Origin of the sequence: Tumebacillus amylolyticus (assembly GCF_016722965.1) — a bacterium.
GTDB lineage: Bacteria > Bacillota > Bacilli > Tumebacillales > Tumebacillaceae > Tumebacillus > Tumebacillus amylolyticus.
This window is the reverse complement of record NZ_JAEQNB010000011.1, coordinates 53,041-73,569: the sequence shown is the minus strand read 5'-3', so window position 1 is coordinate 73,569 and position 20,529 is coordinate 53,041. Positions and strand designations below refer to the sequence as shown.

Genomic DNA, 20,529 nt, shown 5'->3' with positions numbered 1-20,529 from the left:
TGACGAATAGGGGACACGTATGGCAAAGTATAAATCAAAATTTGTGTGCCAAGACTGTGGGTATGAAAGCCCCAAATGGATGGGCAAATGTCCGGGATGCGGCCAATGGAACCGAATGGTCGAAGAGGTCGCTACACCTGCTGCAACCGCCCCGTCTCACGCGGCGCTCCAACACTTGCAATCCGAACCTGCACAAGTCACTCGGATCACCGAGATCGACATCGTGGAGGAAGCGCGTACACACAGCGGATATGGCGAATTTGACAGGGTACTTGGCGGCGGGATCGTCGGCGGATCGTTGGTGCTGGTCGGGGGAGACCCCGGCATCGGCAAATCGACGCTCTTGCTGCAGACGTCCAACGCCATCGCGATGCAAGGTCGTCGCGTGCTCTACGTCTCGGGGGAGGAGTCGGCCAAGCAGATCAAACTGCGTGCCGATCGACTCGGGTCGTTAAGTGAAAACCTGCTCATTCTGCCGGAGACGGACCTTGAACGCGTGGAGTCGCACATCAAGTTGCACACCCCAGACTTTCTCATCATCGACTCGATCCAGACCGTGTACCGTCCGGGCTTGCAATCGGCTCCGGGCAGTGTCGGTCAGGTGCGTGAATGTACCGCCTTTTTGCTGCGCATCGCGAAGACTTTGAACTTGGCGACGTTTATCGTCGGCCATGTGACAAAGGAAGGCGCGATTGCCGGTCCGCGCATGCTGGAACATATGGTCGATGCCGTCCTCTATTTTGAAGGTGAAAGACATCACACGTATCGGATTCTGCGCGGCGTGAAAAACCGCTTCGGCTCCACGAACGAGATCGGCATTTTTGAAATGCGCGAGAAGGGGTTGGAGGAAGTGGTCAATCCGTCGGAGCTGTTCCTCTCAGAACGTCCGCACGGCGTGGCCGGGTCATGTGTCGTGGCTTCGATGGAAGGCACGCGCCCGGTGCTGGTGGAGATTCAAGCGCTGGTCACCCCGTCGTCGTACGGGACGCCGCGCCGGATGGCCACCGGGCTCGATCACAACCGCGTGTCGCTGATCATGGCGGTGCTGGAGAAGCGCATGGGCCTCTACCTGCAATCGCAGGACGCCTATGTCAACGTCGCAGGCGGCGTGCGTCTCGACGAACCGGCCGTTGATCTGGGCATCGCACTCGCGCTCGCGTCGAGCTTCCGCGAGCAGTTGATGCCGCCCGGCGACGTCTACATCGGCGAAGTCGGGTTGACGGGCGAAGTGCGCGGGGTTTCACGAATTGAGCAACGCGTGCGGGAGGCGATGAAGCTTGGGTTTACCCGAGTGATCGTCCCGACGAAAAATCTGCGCGGATGGCAGCCCCCGGCTGGTGTTTCAGTCATCGGAGTTGAAACGGTACAGGAGGCGTTCCAAGTAGCATTAGGGGGATGACGGGTTATGCGTGATGACATGAAAAAAGACACCCTTATCAACAAGATCCTCCGCTTCATCGCACCTGGGACCCAGTTGCGTGAAGGGTTGGAGAATGTCCTGCGGGCGAAGACCGGCGCGTTGATCGTCATCGGCAACTCCCCGCAGGTGATGGAGATCGTGGACGGTGGATTTTCGATCAACTGCGAATTTTCAGCGGCCTCGGTGTACGAATTGGCGAAGATGGACGGAGCGATCATCCTGTCTGAAGACGGCAAGCGCATCCTCTACGCCAACACCCAACTGAATCCCGACCCGTCGATTCCCTCGTTTGAGACCGGTACGCGCCACCGTACAGCGGAGCGCGTCGCCAAGCAGACGGGTCACCTCGTCGTCTGCATCTCGCAGCGCCGCGACGTGATTACGCTCTACCAATCGAATTTCCGCTACACGCTCAAGGACATCGGCGTGATCTTGACCAAAGCCAACCAAGCGATCAACACCTTGGAGAAGTACAAATCGGTTCTCGATCAAGCCTTGACGAATTTGAGTGCGTTGGAGTTTGAAGAGCTGGTCACCTTGCACGAAGTTGCGCTCGTCATGCAACGCATCGAGATGGTTTTGCGTATTAAATCAGAGATTCGCCGTTATATCACGGAACTTGGCACCGAAGGCCGACTGATCTCCATGCAGATGGAGGAGTTGGTGTCCAAAGTGGACGAAGAGGCGTATTTGCTGGTCAAAGACTATTGCAAAGAAACGCTCGACGTCACACCGCACCAGATTTTGTCGGAGCTGCACACGCTGACTTCTGATGAATTACTGGAAAGTCTGCAATTGGTGAGAGTTCTGGGGTACACCGGGAATATTAACATTACCGAAGAACCCGTGTCCTCGCGCGGCTATCGTATTTTGAACAAGATCCCTCGTTTGCCGCAGCCGGTCATTGAGAACTTGGTAGACACGTTTGACGCCTTGCCGCGCATCCTGCATGCGTCCATTGAGGAACTTGACGACGTGGAAGGCATCGGGGAAGTGCGTGCCCGTGCGATCAAAGAAGGGCTCAAACGCATTTCCGAGCAAGTGTTCATCGACCGTCATATCTAACGCAAGCAGTGGGGGTACCAGGGGATAGGGAGGTAGGTAGACACCATGTATGTGCGAAGAGCATTACCGAGCATGTTTACAGTGGGGAACTTATTTTTAGGCATTATTTCTATTATCGTAGCTTTCCAAGGCGACTTTTCGTGGGCTGCGCTGCTTGTCATCATCGGCATGTTGCTCGACGGTCTCGACGGTCGGGTGGCACGTGCGTTGAACGCGCAGAGTGAGTTTGGCAAGGAGCTCGACTCCCTGTCGGACGTCATCTCGTTTGGCGTGGCACCGGCGTTCATCATGTACGGCGTCGTCCTCAACGAAATCGGCTGGATCGGCACTGTGATTACGGCGATCTTCCCGATCTGCGGGGCGTTGCGTCTGGCGCGCTTCAACGTGGCGACCGGCACGTCGCCGAACTACTTCATCGGCTTGCCGATCACGGCGGCGGGCGGGGTTCTCGCGACGCTTGCGTTGTACCACGACACGATTCCGGCGCAGAAGATCTGGATGCCGCTGTTCATGCTGTTCCTCGCGTACCTGATGGTCTCGAACATCAAGTACCCGAACTTCAAAAAAGTCGGCGTTCCGCGCTCTGCGTACTACATCGTCCCGGCGATCATCCTGATCGTGGCGTTCGTGTTCTGGCAATTTCCGGAGCACGCCACGAAACTGGTGTTCCTGCCGCTGGCCGTGTACGCCTTCTACGGCGTCTTAAAAAAAAACGGCAAGCGGAAGGCAAAAAAAGGCGAAGAAACGGCTCTTGAAGAGCTCGAACAAATAGCGAAGTAAAAGGAAAGACCCGCACTCCGGAGGGAGGGCGGGTCTTTTTTTTGTGCTCGGTTTGCTGTTTTCATGTATACTAAAAATTGGTATCTTTTGTTCTGAAAATTAACTCAAGGAGTGTTGAACAGAGTGAAAAAGTGGACCCTCCCCCTTACCGGCCTGACTACCACCGCGTTACTGCTTAGCGGTACCCCTGCGACAACTTCGCTTGCCGACACCGTGCAAGTGCCCGAAATTCGCATGAACAACGCCCCGGTGAACTTCCCGGATGCCAAGCCCTACATTGACGAAAACGACCGCACGATGGTGCCGGTGCGTTTTATCGCCGAAGGGATGGGTGCGAAAGTAGACTGGTTCGAACTGACGCAAACGGTCGTCATCAACATGAACGGCAAAGACATCCGTCTCCACATTGGAGAAGACACCGCCACCGTCAACGGCACCCCCAGCCAACTCGACACCAAAACCGTCAAACGCAACGACCGCACCTACGTCCCGCTCCGCTTCGTCAGCGAAACCCTCGGCGCCAGCGTGTTCTGGTTCGGTGAGCAGAACGTGGTGTCGATTTCGTTTGCAGACAACCAACCCGGCACGAACACGGGCGGTCAAACGGGCGGGAACATCAATGATGTTCCGAAACCTGTTGGTGACATCAATCTGGTAGATGTTAAAGACATCGATCCGTGGGGTCGCAAAGTTCGGACAACAAACCTGCCTAAGAACGCGTCGGATTACCCGTACATCTTAGAGGGTGTTTCAAATGATATGTATGAAATGAAATTTGGAGATGTTTTCGGGAAAGGCACCCCTAAGTCACCGAACACGCTCTATACAACTAGAAAAGACGAATTTACAAAGAAACACATTGATACGTGGTTAGATCGTGTGCGAAAACACTATCAACTGGTGCTAAATGTTGATTATCGCACCCTTACTGATGACTGGGCAAACCAAATTGCTGAAACTACCAGTGCATCCCCTGAAGATGTATGGAAGGGACCTATCACGGACTATATAAAATGGGCTAAAGAGAATGAGATTCAGATTGAAGGGAGCTTAGAACCAGAACCTTCGATGATCTACCATGATGGATTTTCGTCTTACCATGTGCGCTCAAAAATCAAGTACCGTGTCATTCATTACAATGAAAAACAAAAAGTCTTCTATGATTCCTCCTACAACTTACCGCCTTGTGAACTTGGTGTTTGGTATAGCGGGTATGTAGATGTAGCAATTGGCGGTGGAAGCATCAGCGGTTATCTTGGAGATGACGTATTCGTCTCAGGCAATGCGACAATCACTCGCGACTCTTGGATACAAAAACAATAGGTAAGGCAGACGATGAGAGACATAAACCGAACACCTGGAATAAAGATCTACTGTCTCATTTTGGTCCTTCTCTTTTGTAGCATTCTGTTTCCTTCACCTGCATTAGCAGACGTCCAAGCGCTTCCTGACGGCAATGGGAATTGGGCATTTGATATGACCGATCCTGCAGGAGGAGATAACGATACCTATTATTTGACGACAGGATGGGTTATCAATCTCCAAAGCACTTGCAATGGTACCCACAGTTCTTGCAACCCTCGTCAAGGAACGTATGTCGTAATGGAGGAGAACCGAGCGGTACAGATCGATGAACAGTATTCTGGAAATGATGTTATGACATTTTTTTCAGTAAACATCGCGGCAGTGGATCGTGCTTTTCAAAAAATCGGGCATGGTGGAGCTGTGTACAAACAGAAAGTCTACATAAACTCCATCTTTCATATCTACCATCCGAAAACGGGAGTCATCGATCCCACGCCCTACTACACGCCACAGGACATCATGGCAGCGAGAAATTGGTCGGCGATAGGCAGTATGGGACAGTATTATGACATTTTCACCGTCGTCCCTCCACCGCCCGCCTACCCGGTCGAAGCCATCTGCTCGCTTCCCGACGGAACAACCCTTCCGTGCAACACCAAAAGCAAACTCAACGACTCAGGCCTGTACACAAACAATATCGGTGATTTCAAAAAAGGGGACCCCGTCAGTTGGACGTTCCCCTTTGAACTCACTTCAAACGGCACCAACTACCAACTTCAGCAATCCTACATCACACCGCACGACGATCTGCAACAACAAACGATTTCTGTACCCGCCAGTCAGACGATGACTCGAAATATCACCGCCGACGACGGGGGCAACTACATCGTCGGCGTCTACAAACCGAAGTCCTCTGTCACCGTCACCGCGACCATCAACGGCCCGACAGAAGTGGACGATACCGTAACAGACGTCGACGCCACGTTCACGTTCGAAGCGAAGTCCACAAACCTCGACCTCGATCACTACCAAATTACCGACACCCAAAACTGCGACTTCGTCCGCACGACCGACAAAAGCGGCAAACTCACAGGCAAAGACGACGGCAAGGCCGGTCTCCCGATCAAGATCCACATGGGCACCGGCCCCAACATCAAATGCTCCATCACCGTCAAAGCTTTCGACGTCGGTGCAGGCTCTGACCAAACCACCGCCCAACACTCGGTCGTCAAAGCCAGCCAACCCGCCGCTCCGCAGGCTTCCGGCGGCACCGACCTCAACCCGAACTCCTCGGGCAAGATCGGCGCCGACCCGTACCCGTCGGAGAAATTCAACGTCCTCCAAGGCATCCCGACGCACGAGAGCCTCTACACCCAAGCGGGCGGCAAACGATATCTCTACGACTACCACTACCAGCAAAAAACGGGCCAGAAATCCTACCCCGTCACCGTGAAAAAAACATACGTCCTCACCTGGCAAGTCGAAAAGGACACCGGCGAAGTCGACTCCGCCGGCAATCCGGTCACCACTTGGGAAAGCCAAACGGAAACCCAAGTCGTCACCAAACCCTACAACATCAAGCGCAACTACTCCTACTGGCTCCTCGACAAGCTCCAAGTCTTCGCCATCGACCACGCCGGCATGGGCAACTACGCACTTCCAAACGGGCAAGTCAGCATGTACCCTCTGAACTACAACGCCCCGTCCGTCACCGCCCAGCATTCGGACGGCGTGGACAACGTGCATGTATTCGACCCCGACTACCCGAAGGAAATCGACCTCGGCTCCCAATCTCTCACCGGCGGTCAAAATGAAAAACCAACCGTCCCCGTCGAAGATTGGCTCTCCGACGCCGACGCCAAAGTCCCGAAGATTCAGGTCAAAAACGACGCCTTCACCTTCGACGGCAGCACCCTGATGAGCGACGCCAAAACTGAAGAGAACGGCCCGAATCCATCCGGCATCCCCGCTCCCAGACAGTACGACGATGACGACCACATCCTCTATCTCAGCGGACAAGTCATCGCCACGACCAAGCAAAACTACGCCAATGCCCCGAGCAACGGCACGATCTACTATAGACTCACAGGCTCCACCGTCAACAGCACGTCCTCTGCGCAATCGGCCCCGATCTCCGGCATCAACACGGTCACCGTCCATACGCCGACCGTGTGCTATTGCGACGTTGCCGACGACCAAGATCACAACCAGATGACGGTGCCCGACACCACTCGCCGTTCGCTCATCTTGACGCGAACGTTCCAAGTCTCCGTCCCGACGAACGGCCAGCACCAATCCTTCAAAAACTACGGCAACCGCGACTACGCCGAATACATCCAAGCCCGCCAAGTCTGGTTCCCGTTCGACGTCTACATGGACAAGCAATGGAAAAAAGCCGGGCAATGGCTCACCATCCCGGCGGGTGCCAAATCGTACGAGTTCGAACTCCCGGTCTGGGTCAACGAAGGCGACTACGACGTGAAATTCCGAGCCATCGCCGAAAACAGCCCGATCCCGCCCACGAACACCAACCGCGACAACTCGTTCGAAGAAGACCATGCCAACCTGTCCAACCCGAATCACATTGCGACCAAAGTCATCCCCGTGAAAGTCATCGGCCGCCTGTTCGACTTCAAAATCACAGATGTCGCCGACTACAACTGGGAACTCGTCTTCCGCCCGGCCAAGGGAAGCCGAGACATCCTCCCGAACCGCAGCTACTGGATCGGAGACCAAGACTTCAACGGTGACAAGCGCAACCCAACCGTCGCCCCTCCGTTCGAACTCCCGCTCGGGCCGAATTCCTCACCGCTTGCAGGCTACGGGTACAACGCCGTCAAAACCGGCTATCATTTCAAGTTCGACTTGAAAACCGTCGGCAACATGTACGGCCTCACCGATGGCGTCCGCATCACACCGAGCTTTTCGTTCGTAACGAAGGACGGCAAAACCCGCTATGACAATGTCGACCTCTACTACAGCACCAACTCGCACCCCTTTATCAAAATCGGCTCCCCCGAAGACACCCAGCAACGCCAACTCGTCCTGAACACGCCGCTGCGAAATGTCACGAACCAAGAATTCACCGACACCGCGACATTTCTCTACGACCGCGTCTTCAACGACTTGGGCCGCTCGAAAGCGGGGGACCGAACGCTGTACATCTCCAACTACTCGTACAAAGCTGAAAAGCCAACCGCCATCGGCACCGCTTACTCTTGGCAACTACTCGCAAGCGGAGTCCGTACCTTCATCGGCACGCACAACCCCGACGCGGGCGACGCTGCCCTCGCCAATGCCTCCGTCCAAAAATGGTACGGCGAATACAGCCTCCCCGCCGCCGTAAAAGTCGTGAAGGCAGGAACGGACCTCGCGAACCAAAACTCTCTCGACGACCACTCGCCGATCTGGCTGAAAAACGGCTACATCATCGTCAACTTCAACATCGAAACGATCCAAAACGGCAACACGTCAGCTCCGCACCTCCAATACATCCACGGCCCGCTCGACAACCAATGGCACATGGAGGGCATGCGGTCGAGCTTCACCGACGCAGACGACAACACGTTCCAGATCGCAGACGGCGACGTCCTCTACTACCACGCCGACCAGTCCTCCTACGACGACCTCGGCACCTACGTCCCGCACTAAAAGAAAGAGACACCCGCAACGGGATGTCTCTTTTTTTTCGTCCGACGGCTCCCACCTGTGAAGACCGCTCGGTTCACATCCTCTTGGAGCTGTCCCGGAACCGCGACACAGTTCTGTATGAAGTGCAGTTGAAGAATGCCTTGATTGACCGGTTGCCCGATCAGGAGGTTCGGAGGGTGTGTAAAAGGTTGGCGTAGATGGGCATAAATGAATGACTACGGTGGGAGGGCGGGTCTTTTTTTCATACGAAGAGGTGTACTCGCGCAGAATCTGGTATCATACATATAAGTACCTGATACTAACACCAAGCCAAAACGAACGCATACAGAGAAATGAGGGATTCGAATGTCTCAAGAATCACGAGCGGGCATCACGGCTCTCGGTGTCTACACGCCGGAGCGGGTGTTGAGCAATGCAGACCTGGAGCAAATGGTGGAGACATCCGACGAATGGATCGTCCAACGAACCGGCATGCGGGAGCGCCGAATTGCGGCCCCTGATGAATTTACGAGCGACCTCTGTGTGGCAGCCGTCCAACAGATGATCGAAACCTACAACGTATCTGTCGAGGACGTAGACCTCATCCTCGTCTCCACCACAACCCCGGACTATCCGTTCCCGAGCGTCGCGAGCCAAGTCCAAGCCCAATTGCAAATCCCGAATGCCGGAGCCTTGGACATCAGCGCCGCCTGCGCAGGCTTCGTGTACGCGTTGCACATGGCAAACGGGTTGATCACGTCCGGCTTGCACCGCAAAGTGCTGGTCATCGGCGCGGAGACGCTGTCCAAAGTGGTCAACGCCGAAGACCGCACCACGAGCATCCTGTTCGGCGACGGGGCAGGTGTAGCGCTGGTCGAGTGGGAGGAGCACAACCCGAGTTTCCTCTATTCGCATCTGGGTTCTGAAGGAGCCGGCGGGAAAAGCCTCTACCGCACCGGACTGTCCTCCCGCATGGGGGATCTGGAACTCCTCGGGGACGGCAAGATCGTGCAAAACGGCCGCGAAGTGTTCAAGTGGGCGGTGAACACGATCGTCCGCGACGTACCCCTGTTGGTGGAAAAAGCGGGCCTGTCCTTGGACGACATCGATTGGTTCGTCCCGCACAGCGCCAACTTGCGTATCATTGAAGCCAGCGCGGAACGGTTGAAGTTCCCGATGGAAAAAACGCTGCACAGCTTGGAGTATTTCGGGAACACCTCGTCCGCCACGATTCCTCTCGCCCTGCAACTGGGTCTGCAAGAAGGCAAAATTCAAAACGGCGACACCATCCTGCTCTACGGCTTCGGAGGCGGACTCGTCTACGCCGGGATGGTCTTGCGATGGACGATCTGATGACTGTCAGGCAGGGCTCTTTTTCGACATAAACAAACAAGCTGTTGACGAATGCTGTCTGATTGTGGTAGTATAATAATTTTAAAATTTGACGATTTCCCCCTTCTGTGCTATTATGGGTCACAGAATGCCACCAAGATGGGGGTGCCGTAATGTTCAATATCGGAGACCGTGTTGTGTATCCTATGCATGGCGCCGGCATCATCGAAGCGATCGAAGAGAAGGAATTTCTCGGCCAGACCGAGCGGTATTACATTCTCCGCATGCCGTATGGAGAAATGAAAGTGATGATTCCGGTTTCGAAGATCGACAACTTGAACATTCGAGGGACGATTGAGGAGTCCTCGGTGGATCGGGTGCTGGACATCTTGCGCGAGGAGAAGGAGCGGATGAACGACTCCTGGAACAAGCGCTACCGTGAGAATCTCGACAAACTCAAGGGCGGCGACATCTACCAAGTGGCAGATGTGCTCGGCGAGTTGTTGTACTTCGAACGGGAGAAGGGACTGTCCACCGGCGAGCGCAAAATGTACGACACTGCAAAGCACATCTTGGTCAGCGAGTTGTTGTTGGTCGGCCCGGCCGGCGAAGAAGAACTGGAGCATTTGTTGACTACGCTCTCCAAGAAGGCGTCTTCGTGACGTCTTCTTTTGTTAAATCTTCTTGACAAACTCGGGCATTCGCGTTTCTAGGGCCTCATGATTGTCTATAATGCATGTATGAGGAGGTGACATCCTGTGCTGAAGAGAATCGTGCATCTGTTTTTCGCAGTAATCGGGATCGTGCTCGGGTACCAATTTGCGCCCGAGTTGTTTAGTTGGATTCAGCTTGATTCGAACCCGTTCTCGCATCCGATTTTCGGAGCGGTGTTGGGTGGCTCGTTGTTTATCTTGGCGACGAGTTGGGTTGTCGAGTATGTGGTCAGTTTGATCAAGTGGTGCGAAGAGAAGTTGCTGAAAACCCCGTTTTCCGACGTGTTGGCCGGAGCATTTGGTATGGTGGCCGGTCTTATTATCGCCTATCTGATGGCGCCTGCAATAGCACTCATACCCGTCGTCGGCAGCGTGGTCCAGTTCTTCGCAAGCGTGCTCTTGGCGTACATGGGGTATCGCTTCTTCTTCTCGAAGCGCGAGGACTTCATGAACTTTTTTGCCGGACGTTTCGGTCGGGACAAGGAGAAAGACAAAGACAAGGACAAAAAAGGCGAAGAGAAGCTCCGTCCCGGCGACGCGAAACTTCTCGACACCTCGGTGATCATCGACGGTCGAATTGCCGACATCGTCAAAACCGGCTTCCTCGACGGCGTGCTGATTATCCCGTCGTTCGTCCTTGAAGAGTTGCAACACATCGCCGACTCCTCCGACGTGCTCAAGCGCAACCGTGGACGTCGCGGATTGGACATCTTGAACAAGATTCAAAAGGAACTCAAGATCAAAGTCCAAGTCTTGGAGATCGACTTCGACGACATCTCGGAGGTTGACTCGAAGCTGGTTCGTCTGGCGAAGAACATGTCGGGCAAAGTCGTGACCAACGACTTCAACTTGAACAAAGTCTGCGAGTTGCAAGGCGTCGGGGTGTTGAACATCAACGACCTCGCCAACGCCGTCAAGCCGGTGGTTCTGCCGGGCGAAGAGATCCACGTCCAAGTGATCAAGGACGGCAAGGAATACAACCAAGGCGTCGGCTACCTCGACGACGGCACGATGATCGTCGTCGAAGGCGGCCGCGAATTCATCGGCACGAGATTGGAAGTGCTGGTGACCTCGGTCCTGCAAACCAGCGCGGGCCGGATGATTTTTGCCAAACCGAAAGCGCTGGAGAGAGCGCTGTAAGAGAGAGAACGCCCCGACCGCCAGAGTGCGGACGGGGCGTTTTTTTGCTAGAATTAGAAGAAATTGAGAGATAGTCGCAGGGCGAGGATGGAGGTAAGGGTGCGTGATACACGTAAACACCGGGAATTTGCGGTATGGAGCCAGTCGTTTTTCCGGCGGTGCGGTCGATCTGAGGATGAGGGCCGGTCGGTTGAAGAACGCGGCGACACAACTTGGCGGACGCTGGTCGGGTGAGGCGAGCCGGGCGTTTTTTCAAGCGGTGGAAATTGTCCTGCGCGACTTGGACAAAGCGGCGGGGTTTTTGGAGCAAGCGAACACGGCGATGAACCAGTTGGCGTGGACGATGGAGCAGGTAGAGCGGATCCGCCAGCAGATTCAGAACTTGGAATGGGAGTTGAGTTCGCTCAGCGGGGAGGAGCACCAGCACGAGAGGTCGCAAGTGCGGTCACACATCCGCCAGTTGCAACTCCAAGCGGATACCGAATCCAACCAAGCCGACTACACGGCGGCACAGGCGTTTCACCGCATCCTCGGGGATTTGCATTCGTTGCATTTCTACGACCCGGACAAAAGTTGGTGGCAAGAGGCGCTCGACGGGTTGAAGACGGGCTGGAAAGCGGTTAAAGGGTTTGGGGACGGGGTCGAGGAGGCGATTGTAGATACGGTGGTTGGGATTACGGACGCCATCGTGCACTTGGACAAGACAATGGAGGGCATCGGGAACCTTGTCTTGCATCCAATCGATTCCGGCTCAGCGATCTGGCAGCAGGTCACAGACTCGTGGGAACGCGACGTCACGAACGGGGATGCGTACTCCGGAGGCAAGTGGTGGGGCAATGCAGTAGGACAAATCGTACTCTCCCTCGCCGGAACCAAAGGCGCCGACAAAGTCGCCAAAGGCCTGAAAGCAGCTCAAGCCGGAGAAGTCGTGGAAGAGGCGGCTGTTGCTGCAAAAGCGACTGAGGCAGTTGAAGAAACTTCAAATGTCATTCGGATGGTGGGGGACGAGGAGTTCTATTCTTCATCCAACCTCGCAAAACTTGTCGGTGAATCTGCTCACTCTGATTTGGCGGCTGTCTTAAAGCAACACAACATCCACATGACCCCGGAGGAATTCAAAGTGCTTCGAAACAAACAACTCGAACATCCGGGCGAACTGACAGAAGCTGAATGGGCGACGTTAAAAAAGGTGCGGGAGTCCTTTCCGATCGACCAAGAAACGGTCATGCAAAAGGTCATCACACAAGGCGACGTTTTGAACTACGTTGTAACAAAAAAATATAAAGGTGTTCAAGGGTTTGTTGCACGCTATCAAGACGTCAAGGATATCCCCAATGCATCTGCGTATAAGCAGGAACTTCGATTGGATTACAACAACCCCAATAATCCCTTTGGCGAAAAGTACTATAATAAAGATTGGCAAAACCCATACCTGAATGCAGATGGAACCTTCAAAGAAGGTCCTATTTATGCAATTCGATTCAAGGCATCCAGCCCTGACCGTTACCACATTCCATACATTGAAGATGTGACGAGACTGAAAGAAAGTTGGCCTTGCACGGGAGACGGTTTTTTAGGTGGGGATATGACGATCCCAGAACTAAAAATCGACACTTCTCAAATGAGACCTTTGGAAGGCGGAGACTCGATTTACATAATTGGCGAAGATGGCACAGAAGAGTTGGTTGCGTTCGTCAACGAGTTCGACGAGTGGGAAATTAGTAAAGGGGTACCCAAGATAGGAGATTGAGACGATGAAATACGGGAATTACGCTCTTTATCAAGGCCGTGAGTACAAAGCGGCTCGAGATCAGGATACAATCTTACTCTACTCTAAAGATCCTTGTGATCTGCAACATGGATTTTTTGAAAAGCGTCCAGGGGTCTATACCAAATCGCTGTCATTTCAAGAAGTGGAAACCGTTTATGCGATCTCATACCAAGCTGTATATGGAGGACGCACGTTTCCTGCGAACGAAACGGGAATGGGAAGTATTCTTTTGATGCACTCGGGTTTTGAAGGTTTGGAGGAGGCACTTGAAATGGGGTTCAAAATGGTCGAGCCCGGTGTTTGCGAAAAGGAAGTTCAGCCTGATGAAGTTGAACAACTTATCGAAGTGAAGCGACCAATCTGGGGTTTCACAACAGCCTAAGGGGGCCAAATCTTTTGAAAGTGACCGACCTGTTACAACAAGCCAAAAAAGACCCCGCCCTTCGACCGGAGTTCTACAAAACGCTGTGGGAAGCAGAGTTGTTTTTCATAGGCCAGATCGACAAGACGGACGACACCTACCACTTGTCTTTTTACGAGGCAGGAGGAAAAACACTGCTGCCCTGCTACTCTTCGGAAGAGTTGCTCCGCTCCGTTGTTCCTGAACACGAGCCGAAACTGCTCCTCCCCGTCCGCGAAGTCTTTCCCAACATCGGGTCGGAGATCACCGTCGTACTCAACCCGTTCACCGAACCCTCCAAGGAATTCGACTCCCTCGAACGCCGTGCCTTGGCAGACGGGGTTCTCTTCGACCCACCGGAGCCCTAGGCTCCCTTTTTATTTCCCTACCAATAGACAAATACCGAATTTTGCTGTATGAATAAGGCTAGAATGTCTACGTGAAGGGATGAACCCCACATGCAAACGGAAGTGATCGTCGTCGCAGCCGGAAGCGGAACGCGGATGGGCAGTGCGATGAAAAAACAATACCTGCCCCTCGACGGTGCGCCGATTCTCGTGCGTACCTTGCAGACGTTGGCAGCCTGCCCGACGGTCCACCGGATCGTGCTGGTCGTGGCGGCAGAAGATGTCCCGTATATCTCGGAATTGATCGAAGCCTACCACCTCTCCAAAATCGGCGACGTCGTGGCCGGCGGCCGTGAGCGCCAAGATTCTGTGCGCAACGGCATCGGAGCTCTCCTCCACAACACGGAGATCGCCGCCGTCCACGACGCCGCTCGACCCCTCGTCACCCCTGAGGAAGTCGAAGCGGTCCTCACCGCCGCCAAAATGTTTGGCGCGGCCACGCTCGGCGTCCCTGTCAAAGATACGATCAAACGCGTCGACCAAGGACAAGTCCGCGAAACGCTCCAACGCTCCGACCTCTGGGCCGTCCACACGCCCCAAGCCTTCCGCTGCGAATGGCTTGCCGAAGCGCACATGCGCGCGTGGGAGCAGGACTACACGGGCACAGACGACGCTTCGCTCGTCGAATGGGCCGGCTACCCGGTCTCCATGGTCGAAGGCCTCTACTCCAACCTCAAAGTCACCACGCCGGAAGACCTCGTGATCGCCGAAGCGTTGTGGCGAGCTCGAAAGGGGACTGACAATCAATGATGCGAATCGGTATGGGCTACGACGTCCATGAACTTGTAGAAAACCGCCCGCTGATCCTCGGCGGCATCACCATCCCGCACGAAAAAGGTCTGCTCGGACATTCCGACGCAGACGTGCTCCTCCATGCGGTCAAAGACGCGATCCTCGGCGCCCTCGCGCTCGGCGACATCGGCTTGCATTTTCCCGACACCGACGAGCGTTTCAAAGGCGCCGATTCGGTCAAACTGCTCACCCACGTTTGGAGCCTTGCCACCGAACGCGGATACGTTCTGGGCAACCTCGACTGCGTGATCATGGCCCAACGCCCGAAATTGCGTCCGTACATCGACGAGATGCGCGGCGTTTTGGCGCGTGAGTTGGGAGCCGACCTCGACCAAGTCAACGTAAAAGCGACGACCACCGAGAAACTCGGCTTCGTCGGTCGCGAGGAAGGCATCGCGGCACAGGCGGTCGTTCTGCTTTTCAAAAAGTGATATACTTCATATAGGCATACATGAAATACCGGCACCAAATTGAAAAACGTGGAGGCATGCATCGTGACAGTTCGCTTGAGATACGCACCGAGCCCGACCGGGCACTTACATATCGGCGGAGCGCGTACCGCACTTTTTAACTACTTGTACGCGAAAAAGCACGGCGGGACGTACATCCTGCGCATCGAAGACACCGACCAAAACCGCAACAAGGAAAACGCCGAAGTCGGCTTCATGAACGGTTTCGAATGGCTCGGTCTGCTCTGGGACGAAGGCCCGCGCGTCGGCGGCGAATACGGTCCGTACTCCTGCATGGAGCGCCTCGACATCTACCGCGAATACACCGACAAACTCCTCGCAGAAGGCAAAGCGTACCCCTGCTACTGCTCCGAAGAAGAACTGGAAGCGGAACGCGAAGAACTGAGCGCCAAAGGCGAACTGCCGCGCTACCTCGGCAAGTGCCGCCACCTCACGACCGAGCAAAAAGCGGCGCACGAAGCGGCCGGTCACAAATTCACCATCCGATTCCGCGTGCCGGACGACCATGTCCTGAAATTCCACGACATGATCCGCGGCGAGATTGAATTCGAATCGAACGGCATCGGCGATTTCGTCATCGTCAAGTCGGACGGCATCCCGACCTACAACTTCGCCGTCACCATCGACGACGCGCTGATGAAGATCTCGCACGTCGTGCGCGGCGAAGAGCATCTCTCCAACACCCCGCGCCAATTGCTGATCTACGAAGCGTTCGGCTGGACCCTCCCGGAATTCGCCCACTTGCCGCTGATCTTGAACGAAACCGGCAAAAAGCTCTCCAAGCGCGACGAGTCGATCGTCCAGTTCATCGAGCAATACGAGGAAATGGGCTACCTGCCGGAAGCGATCAACAACTTCCTCGCCCTGCTCGGTTGGTCGCCGGGCGGCGAACAGGAGATGTTCACGATGGACGAGCTGATCGAGCAATTCTCGTTCGAGCGCGTGCAGAAGTCCGGGGCGACGTTCGACTCCGGCAAACTTGCGTGGATGAACGGCCAATACATCAAATCGGCAGACCTCGACCGCATCGTCGACCTCGCGATCCCGTTCTTGCAAAAAGCGGGCTTCCTCGCAGACGACTTTGACCGCGCTTGGGTCACGCAACTTGTCGCCCTCTTCAAAGACGGGTTGACGTCCGTTTCGGAAATGGCCGAGCACGCCGCCCTGTTCTTCGAGACGGAAGTTGCATACGATGAAGAAGCAAAGGCCGTGCTCAGCGAAGAGTCCGTACCGACCGTCCTCGCCGCCTTCCGCGACAAAGCGCAAAACGTGGAGACGTTCAACGCCGAATCGATCCAAGCGGCGCTCAAAGAAGTGCAGAAGGAAACGGGCTTCAAAGGCAAGCAACTGTTCATGCCGGTGCGCGTCGCTGCGACGGGTCATGTTCACGGCCGCGACCTCAACATGACGCTCGCGCTTTTGGGCCGTGAAAAAGTTGTCAACCGTCTGACCCAACTGGTACAATAAAACAGATATAGATCAGGAAAGATCAAGAGCAAGGAAAAGTAACAGCGTACGACCTGCCAGAGAGTTCCCACCAAGACGACAACGTCAAGGCTGGAAGTGGGAACGAGGAGACGACTCTGTGAAATGCGCCTTGTTTTTCGCGGGAGGCAATGCCCGACGCCTGACCTCCGTTATCGGGTCTTGAGCGGGTCGACCCCTATCCAATGGGGAGACCAAGCAGAGTGGAACCACGGTGCGAACAGCCCGTCTCTGACCCTTGGGGTAGAGACGGGCTTTTTTTGACGAATTGGCACGTGCAGTTGGGGAGACAGAGGGGGGAACACCATATGTTTGCAAGGATTCGAGAGGATATACAGACCGTTTTGAAGCACGACCCGGCCGCGCGGAGTACCTTTGAAGTGTTTATGACCTATTCGGGGCTCCATGCAATCTGGTTCCACATCTTGTCACACAAGCTGTGGAGCTGGGGCTGGCGGACACCGGCACGCATGGTGTCGCAAATCGGACGTTGGTTCACCGGCATCGAGATTCATCCCGGTGCCCAGATCGGCCGCCGTCTGTTTATCGACCACGGCATGGGCGTCGTCATCGGCGAGACGGCAATCGTCGGCGATGATTGCACGCTCTACCAAGGCGTCACGCTCGGAGGAACAGGCAAGGAAAAAGGCAAGCGTCACCCGACGCTTGGCAACAACGTCATGGTGGCATCCGGCGCCAAAGTGCTCGGTTCCTTCACCATCGGCGACAACTCGAAGATCGGAGCCGGCTCCGTCGTTCTGCGTGAAGTGCCGCCCAACTCCACCGTCGTGGGGATTCCCGGCAAAGTCATCATGCAAGACGGACGCCGCGTCGACCAATTCGACCAATGCAACATGCCCGACCCCGTCATGGAGATCGTCAAACAGATGCAACAACAGATTGATGATTTGAAGGCGGAAGTGGAAAAACTACAACAGCACCAAGTAAGGGGAGAACAGACCGATGTCCATTCAAGTCTATAACACCCTGTCCAGGCAAAAAGAACCTTTTCAACCGCTCGATGCAAATCAAGTCAAGATGTACGTCTGCGGACCGACGGTCTATAACTTTTTCCACATCGGGAACGCTCGCCCGTTTGTGGTGTTCGACCAAGTGCGCCGCTACCTGAAATACCGTGGCTACAACGTCAAGTACGTCATGAACTTCACCGACGTCGATGACAAGATCATCAAGCGCGGTCTGCAAGAAGGCATCTCGCCGCAGGAAGTCGCCGACAAGTACGTGGAGGCGTTTTTCACCGACGTGGAAGCCTTGCACGTCACCCGCGCCGACGTGTACCCGCGCGTCACCGAAGAGATGAACGAGATCATCGCGATGATTCAAGAATTGGTGGAGACGGGCCACGCGTATGAATCCGGCGGGGATGTGTACTTCTCCGAACGTTCGTTCCCCGAGTACGGCAAGCTCTCCAAACAGACGATGGAAAACCTCGTCGCCGGCGCCCGCGTCGATGTGAACGACAAGAAGCAAAACCCCACCGACTTCGCGCTTTGGAAAGCGGCGAAACCCGGCGAAATCGCGTGGTCGTCTCCGTGGGGCGAGGGTCGTCCGGGCTGGCACATCGAATGCTCGGCGATGATCCGCAAGCACCTCGGCGAGCAGATCGACATCCACGGCGGCGGGGTGGACCTGACCTTCCCACACCATGAGAACGAGATCGCCCAGTCGGAGTCCTGCACGCACAAACCGCTCGCAACCTACTGGATGCACAACGAGTTCCTGAACTTGAACAACGAAAAAATGTCGAAGTCCACCGGCAATTTTTTCACAACCCGTGAGTTGTTGGAGAAGTACGAAGGGGCTGTGCTGCGCTTCTTGCTCCTCTCCGCGCACTACCGCAACCCGGTCAACTTCTCGGAAGAACTGGTCGAGAATGCCCAAAACGGCTTGGATCGCATCCGCGCTTCCTACGCCAACCTCAAACATCGTCTAGAGTCGTCCACGGACGGCGATGCTGAGAAAGTGGATTTGGAACATTTCCGCGCCCAATTTGTGGCGGCGATGGACGATGACTTCAACACGGCAGACGGGATCACCGCCATTTTTGAACTTGCGAGCGATGCCAACAAGTACCTCCGCCAAGAGACCGTAGAGCGGCAGACGCTCCAAGCGTACATGGCGCTTTTTGAAGAACTGATGGGCGTACTGGCGGTGCCCCTCGCCGCTGAGAAAGCGAATTTGGACGCCGAGGTCGAGCAGTTGATCGTCGAGCGCACCGAAGCGCGCGCAAGCAAAAACTGGGCACGAGCGGACGAGATTCGCGACAAGCTGACCGAAATGGGCATCGTGCTCGAAGATACACCGCAAGGGATTCGCTGGAGACGGAAGTGATGGAAATGAACACCGAGAGCGAAAACGCCGCCGTCCGGGGCTTGACACCCATCACGCCCCTTGTGAAAAAACCGCAGGAAATGCCCGGACTACCGCTCGCCTACATGGGCGACGCCGTCTGGGAGATGTTCATCCGCCAGCATTTGCTGTGCAAGGGCGAGATGCAACCGAACCGCTTGCACAAGTATGCGACCCGCTATGTCAAAGCGAAGTCGCAGGCGGACGTGTTGCACTTCCTCTCCGACTCCCTGTCCGAGGAAGAGATGAACGTCGTCAAGCGCGGACGCAATGCCAAGTCCGGGTCTACGCCGAAAAACGGCGACCTGATCGACTACCGCTATGCGACGGGCTTTGAGAGTCTGCTGGGCTACTTGTACCTGCAAGCCCGCTATGACCGTTTGCAGGAACTGGCAACCCACGCGATTCAATGGCTGGAATCCCAAGACAACTAAGAACTCTAGAGGAGACGATACTATGAAAAAATACCCTTCCCAAGCAGCACGCGCGAAAAAAGCAGCAGGTGCCGGCCGCGGTCGTTCCAACGACCGTTTTGCAGGCAAAGCGAAATTTGTACGAGACGCAGGCGGTGAAGAGCGCGAAGAACGCGGCACCCGTGGCGGCGGCCGTGCAGGATTCGACCGTTCCGAGCGTTCGGATCGCCCGGACCGTGGCGAGCGTTTTGAGCGTCGCGGCCCGCGTACCGAAGAAGCGGCCGGCAACCCGAACGAGCAAGTCGAAGGCCGTCACCCGGTTCTCGAAGCACTGAAAGCAAACCGCACGATCAACAAAATCCTCATGACCGAAGGCGCAACCGGCTCGTCCGTCATGGAGATCCTCGCCAAAGCTCGCGCAGCTTCGATCGTCGTGCAAACCGTTCCGAAAAACAAACTCGACCAGATCTCCGAAGGCCGCAACCACCAAGGCGTCATCGCGTACATCGCAGCCAAGGATTATGTAGAGCTCGAAGACATCGTGGAAGCGGCGAACAACTCTCCGCGCCCGGGCCTGATCATCGTGCTCGACGAAATCGAAGACCCGCACAACTTGGGCTCGATCTTGCGTTCGGCTGACGGTGTCGGCGCGCATGGGATCGTCATTCCGAAACGCCGTGCCGTGCCGCTGACCGCAACGGTAGCCAAAGCGTCCGCCGGTGCGATTGAACACATCCCGGTCGCCCGCGTCGCCAACATCTCGCAAGCGATTGAATCTCTGAAAAAAATGGGCTACTGGGTCGTCGGCACCGACGTGGACGGCGAAGCGCTCTACCACCAAGTCGACATGACCGTCCCGACCGTCCTCGTCATCGGCAACGAAGGCAAAGGCCTCGGCGAAGTCGTGAAGAAACGTTGCGACCACCTCGTGCGTCTGCCGATGATCGGACAAGTTCAATCGCTCAACGCAGGTGTTGCGACCGGCATCCTGCTCTATGAAGTGCTCCGCCAGCGCGGCGAAAAGCGCTGACGCAGC

Annotated in this window: 17 protein-coding genes and 1 pseudogene; all 18 read left to right on the top strand. The window is 55.4% G+C overall.

Features of this window, described 5'->3' with window-relative positions; genetic code table 11:
• The first annotated feature begins 19 nt into the window (after positions 1–19).
• The gene (gene radA, locus JJB07_RS22900) at positions 20–1,399 is read left to right on the top strand and encodes a DNA repair protein RadA (protein ID WP_201638430.1); all 1,380 of its coding nucleotides are present in this window, start codon (positions 20–22) and stop codon (positions 1,397–1,399) included.
• A gap of 6 nt (positions 1,400–1,405) precedes the next feature.
• Entirely contained in the window at positions 1,406–2,485 is a 1,080-nt protein-coding gene (gene disA, locus JJB07_RS22895) for a DNA integrity scanning diadenylate cyclase DisA (protein ID WP_038092184.1), read from the top strand.
• Positions 2,486–2,530: 45 nt separating this feature from the next.
• Positions 2,531–3,265 carry a CDP-diacylglycerol--serine O-phosphatidyltransferase gene (gene pssA / locus JJB07_RS22890; RefSeq protein WP_201638429.1) on the top strand — a complete coding sequence of 245 codons (735 nt, stop codon included), beginning with the start codon at positions 2,531–2,533 and terminating at the stop codon, positions 3,263–3,265.
• 123 nt (positions 3,266–3,388) lie between these two features.
• On the top strand, positions 3,389–4,588 hold the full coding sequence (locus JJB07_RS22885) for a stalk domain-containing protein (RefSeq protein WP_201638428.1): 1,200 nt from the start codon (positions 3,389–3,391) through the stop codon (positions 4,586–4,588).
• 333 nt (positions 4,589–4,921) lie between these two features.
• Positions 4,922–8,221, top strand: coding sequence for a DUF5704 domain-containing protein (locus JJB07_RS22880; protein WP_201638427.1), 3,300 nt, complete (start codon positions 4,922–4,924; stop codon positions 8,219–8,221).
• 345 nt (positions 8,222–8,566) lie between these two features.
• Positions 8,567–9,553: a ketoacyl-ACP synthase III gene (locus JJB07_RS22875; RefSeq protein WP_201638426.1), complete on the top strand. Its 987-nt coding sequence runs from the start codon at positions 8,567–8,569 to the stop codon at positions 9,551–9,553.
• A gap of 152 nt (positions 9,554–9,705) precedes the next feature.
• On the top strand, positions 9,706–10,194 hold the full coding sequence (locus JJB07_RS22870; RefSeq protein WP_201638425.1) for a CarD family transcriptional regulator: 489 nt from the start codon (positions 9,706–9,708) through the stop codon (positions 10,192–10,194).
• A gap of 96 nt (positions 10,195–10,290) precedes the next feature.
• On the top strand, positions 10,291–11,385 hold the full coding sequence (locus JJB07_RS22865; protein WP_201638424.1) for a PIN domain-containing protein: 1,095 nt from the start codon (positions 10,291–10,293) through the stop codon (positions 11,383–11,385).
• 103 nt (positions 11,386–11,488) lie between these two features.
• On the top strand, positions 11,489–13,135 hold the full coding sequence (locus tag JJB07_RS22860) for a WXG100 family type VII secretion target (RefSeq protein WP_201638423.1): 1,647 nt from the start codon (positions 11,489–11,491) through the stop codon (positions 13,133–13,135).
• 4 nt (positions 13,136–13,139) lie between these two features.
• On the top strand, positions 13,140–13,538 hold the full coding sequence (locus JJB07_RS22855; protein ID WP_201638422.1) for a hypothetical protein: 399 nt from the start codon (positions 13,140–13,142) through the stop codon (positions 13,536–13,538).
• A 20-nt stretch (positions 13,539–13,558) separates the two neighbouring features.
• Positions 13,559–13,924, top strand: coding sequence for an SseB family protein (locus tag JJB07_RS22850; protein ID WP_347338391.1), 366 nt, complete (start codon positions 13,559–13,561; stop codon positions 13,922–13,924).
• Positions 13,925–14,014: 90 nt separating this feature from the next.
• Positions 14,015–14,713, top strand: coding sequence for a 2-C-methyl-D-erythritol 4-phosphate cytidylyltransferase (ispD, locus tag JJB07_RS22845; protein ID WP_201638420.1), 699 nt, complete (start codon positions 14,015–14,017; stop codon positions 14,711–14,713).
• The gene (gene ispF, locus JJB07_RS22840; RefSeq protein ID WP_201638419.1) at positions 14,710–15,186 is read left to right on the top strand and encodes a 2-C-methyl-D-erythritol 2,4-cyclodiphosphate synthase; all 477 of its coding nucleotides are present in this window, start codon (positions 14,710–14,712) and stop codon (positions 15,184–15,186) included. The genes ispD and ispF overlap by 4 nt, the downstream gene beginning before the upstream one ends.
• Before the next feature lie 63 nt (positions 15,187–15,249).
• Positions 15,250–16,692 (top strand): glutamate--tRNA ligase, encoded by a 1,443-nt coding sequence (gene gltX / locus JJB07_RS22835; protein WP_201638418.1) that lies wholly within the window; start codon positions 15,250–15,252, stop codon positions 16,690–16,692.
• Positions 16,693–17,018: 326 nt separating this feature from the next.
• Entirely contained in the window at positions 17,019–17,693 is a 675-nt protein-coding gene (gene cysE, locus JJB07_RS22830; RefSeq protein WP_201638417.1) for a serine O-acetyltransferase, read from the top strand.
• Positions 17,674–19,062: a cysteine--tRNA ligase gene (gene cysS / locus JJB07_RS22825; RefSeq protein ID WP_201638416.1), complete on the top strand. Its 1,389-nt coding sequence runs from the start codon at positions 17,674–17,676 to the stop codon at positions 19,060–19,062. Before cysE ends, cysS begins: the two co-directional genes overlap by 20 nt.
• Before the next feature lie 5 nt (positions 19,063–19,067).
• The gene (locus tag JJB07_RS22820; protein WP_201638441.1) at positions 19,068–19,514 is read left to right on the top strand and encodes a Mini-ribonuclease 3; all 447 of its coding nucleotides are present in this window, start codon (positions 19,068–19,070) and stop codon (positions 19,512–19,514) included.
• A gap of 271 nt (positions 19,515–19,785) precedes the next feature.
• Positions 19,786–20,523: pseudogene (rlmB, locus tag JJB07_RS22815) on the top strand (23S rRNA (guanosine(2251)-2'-O)-methyltransferase RlmB); the annotation flags it as partial.
• Positions 20,524–20,529: the final 6 nt, after the last annotated feature.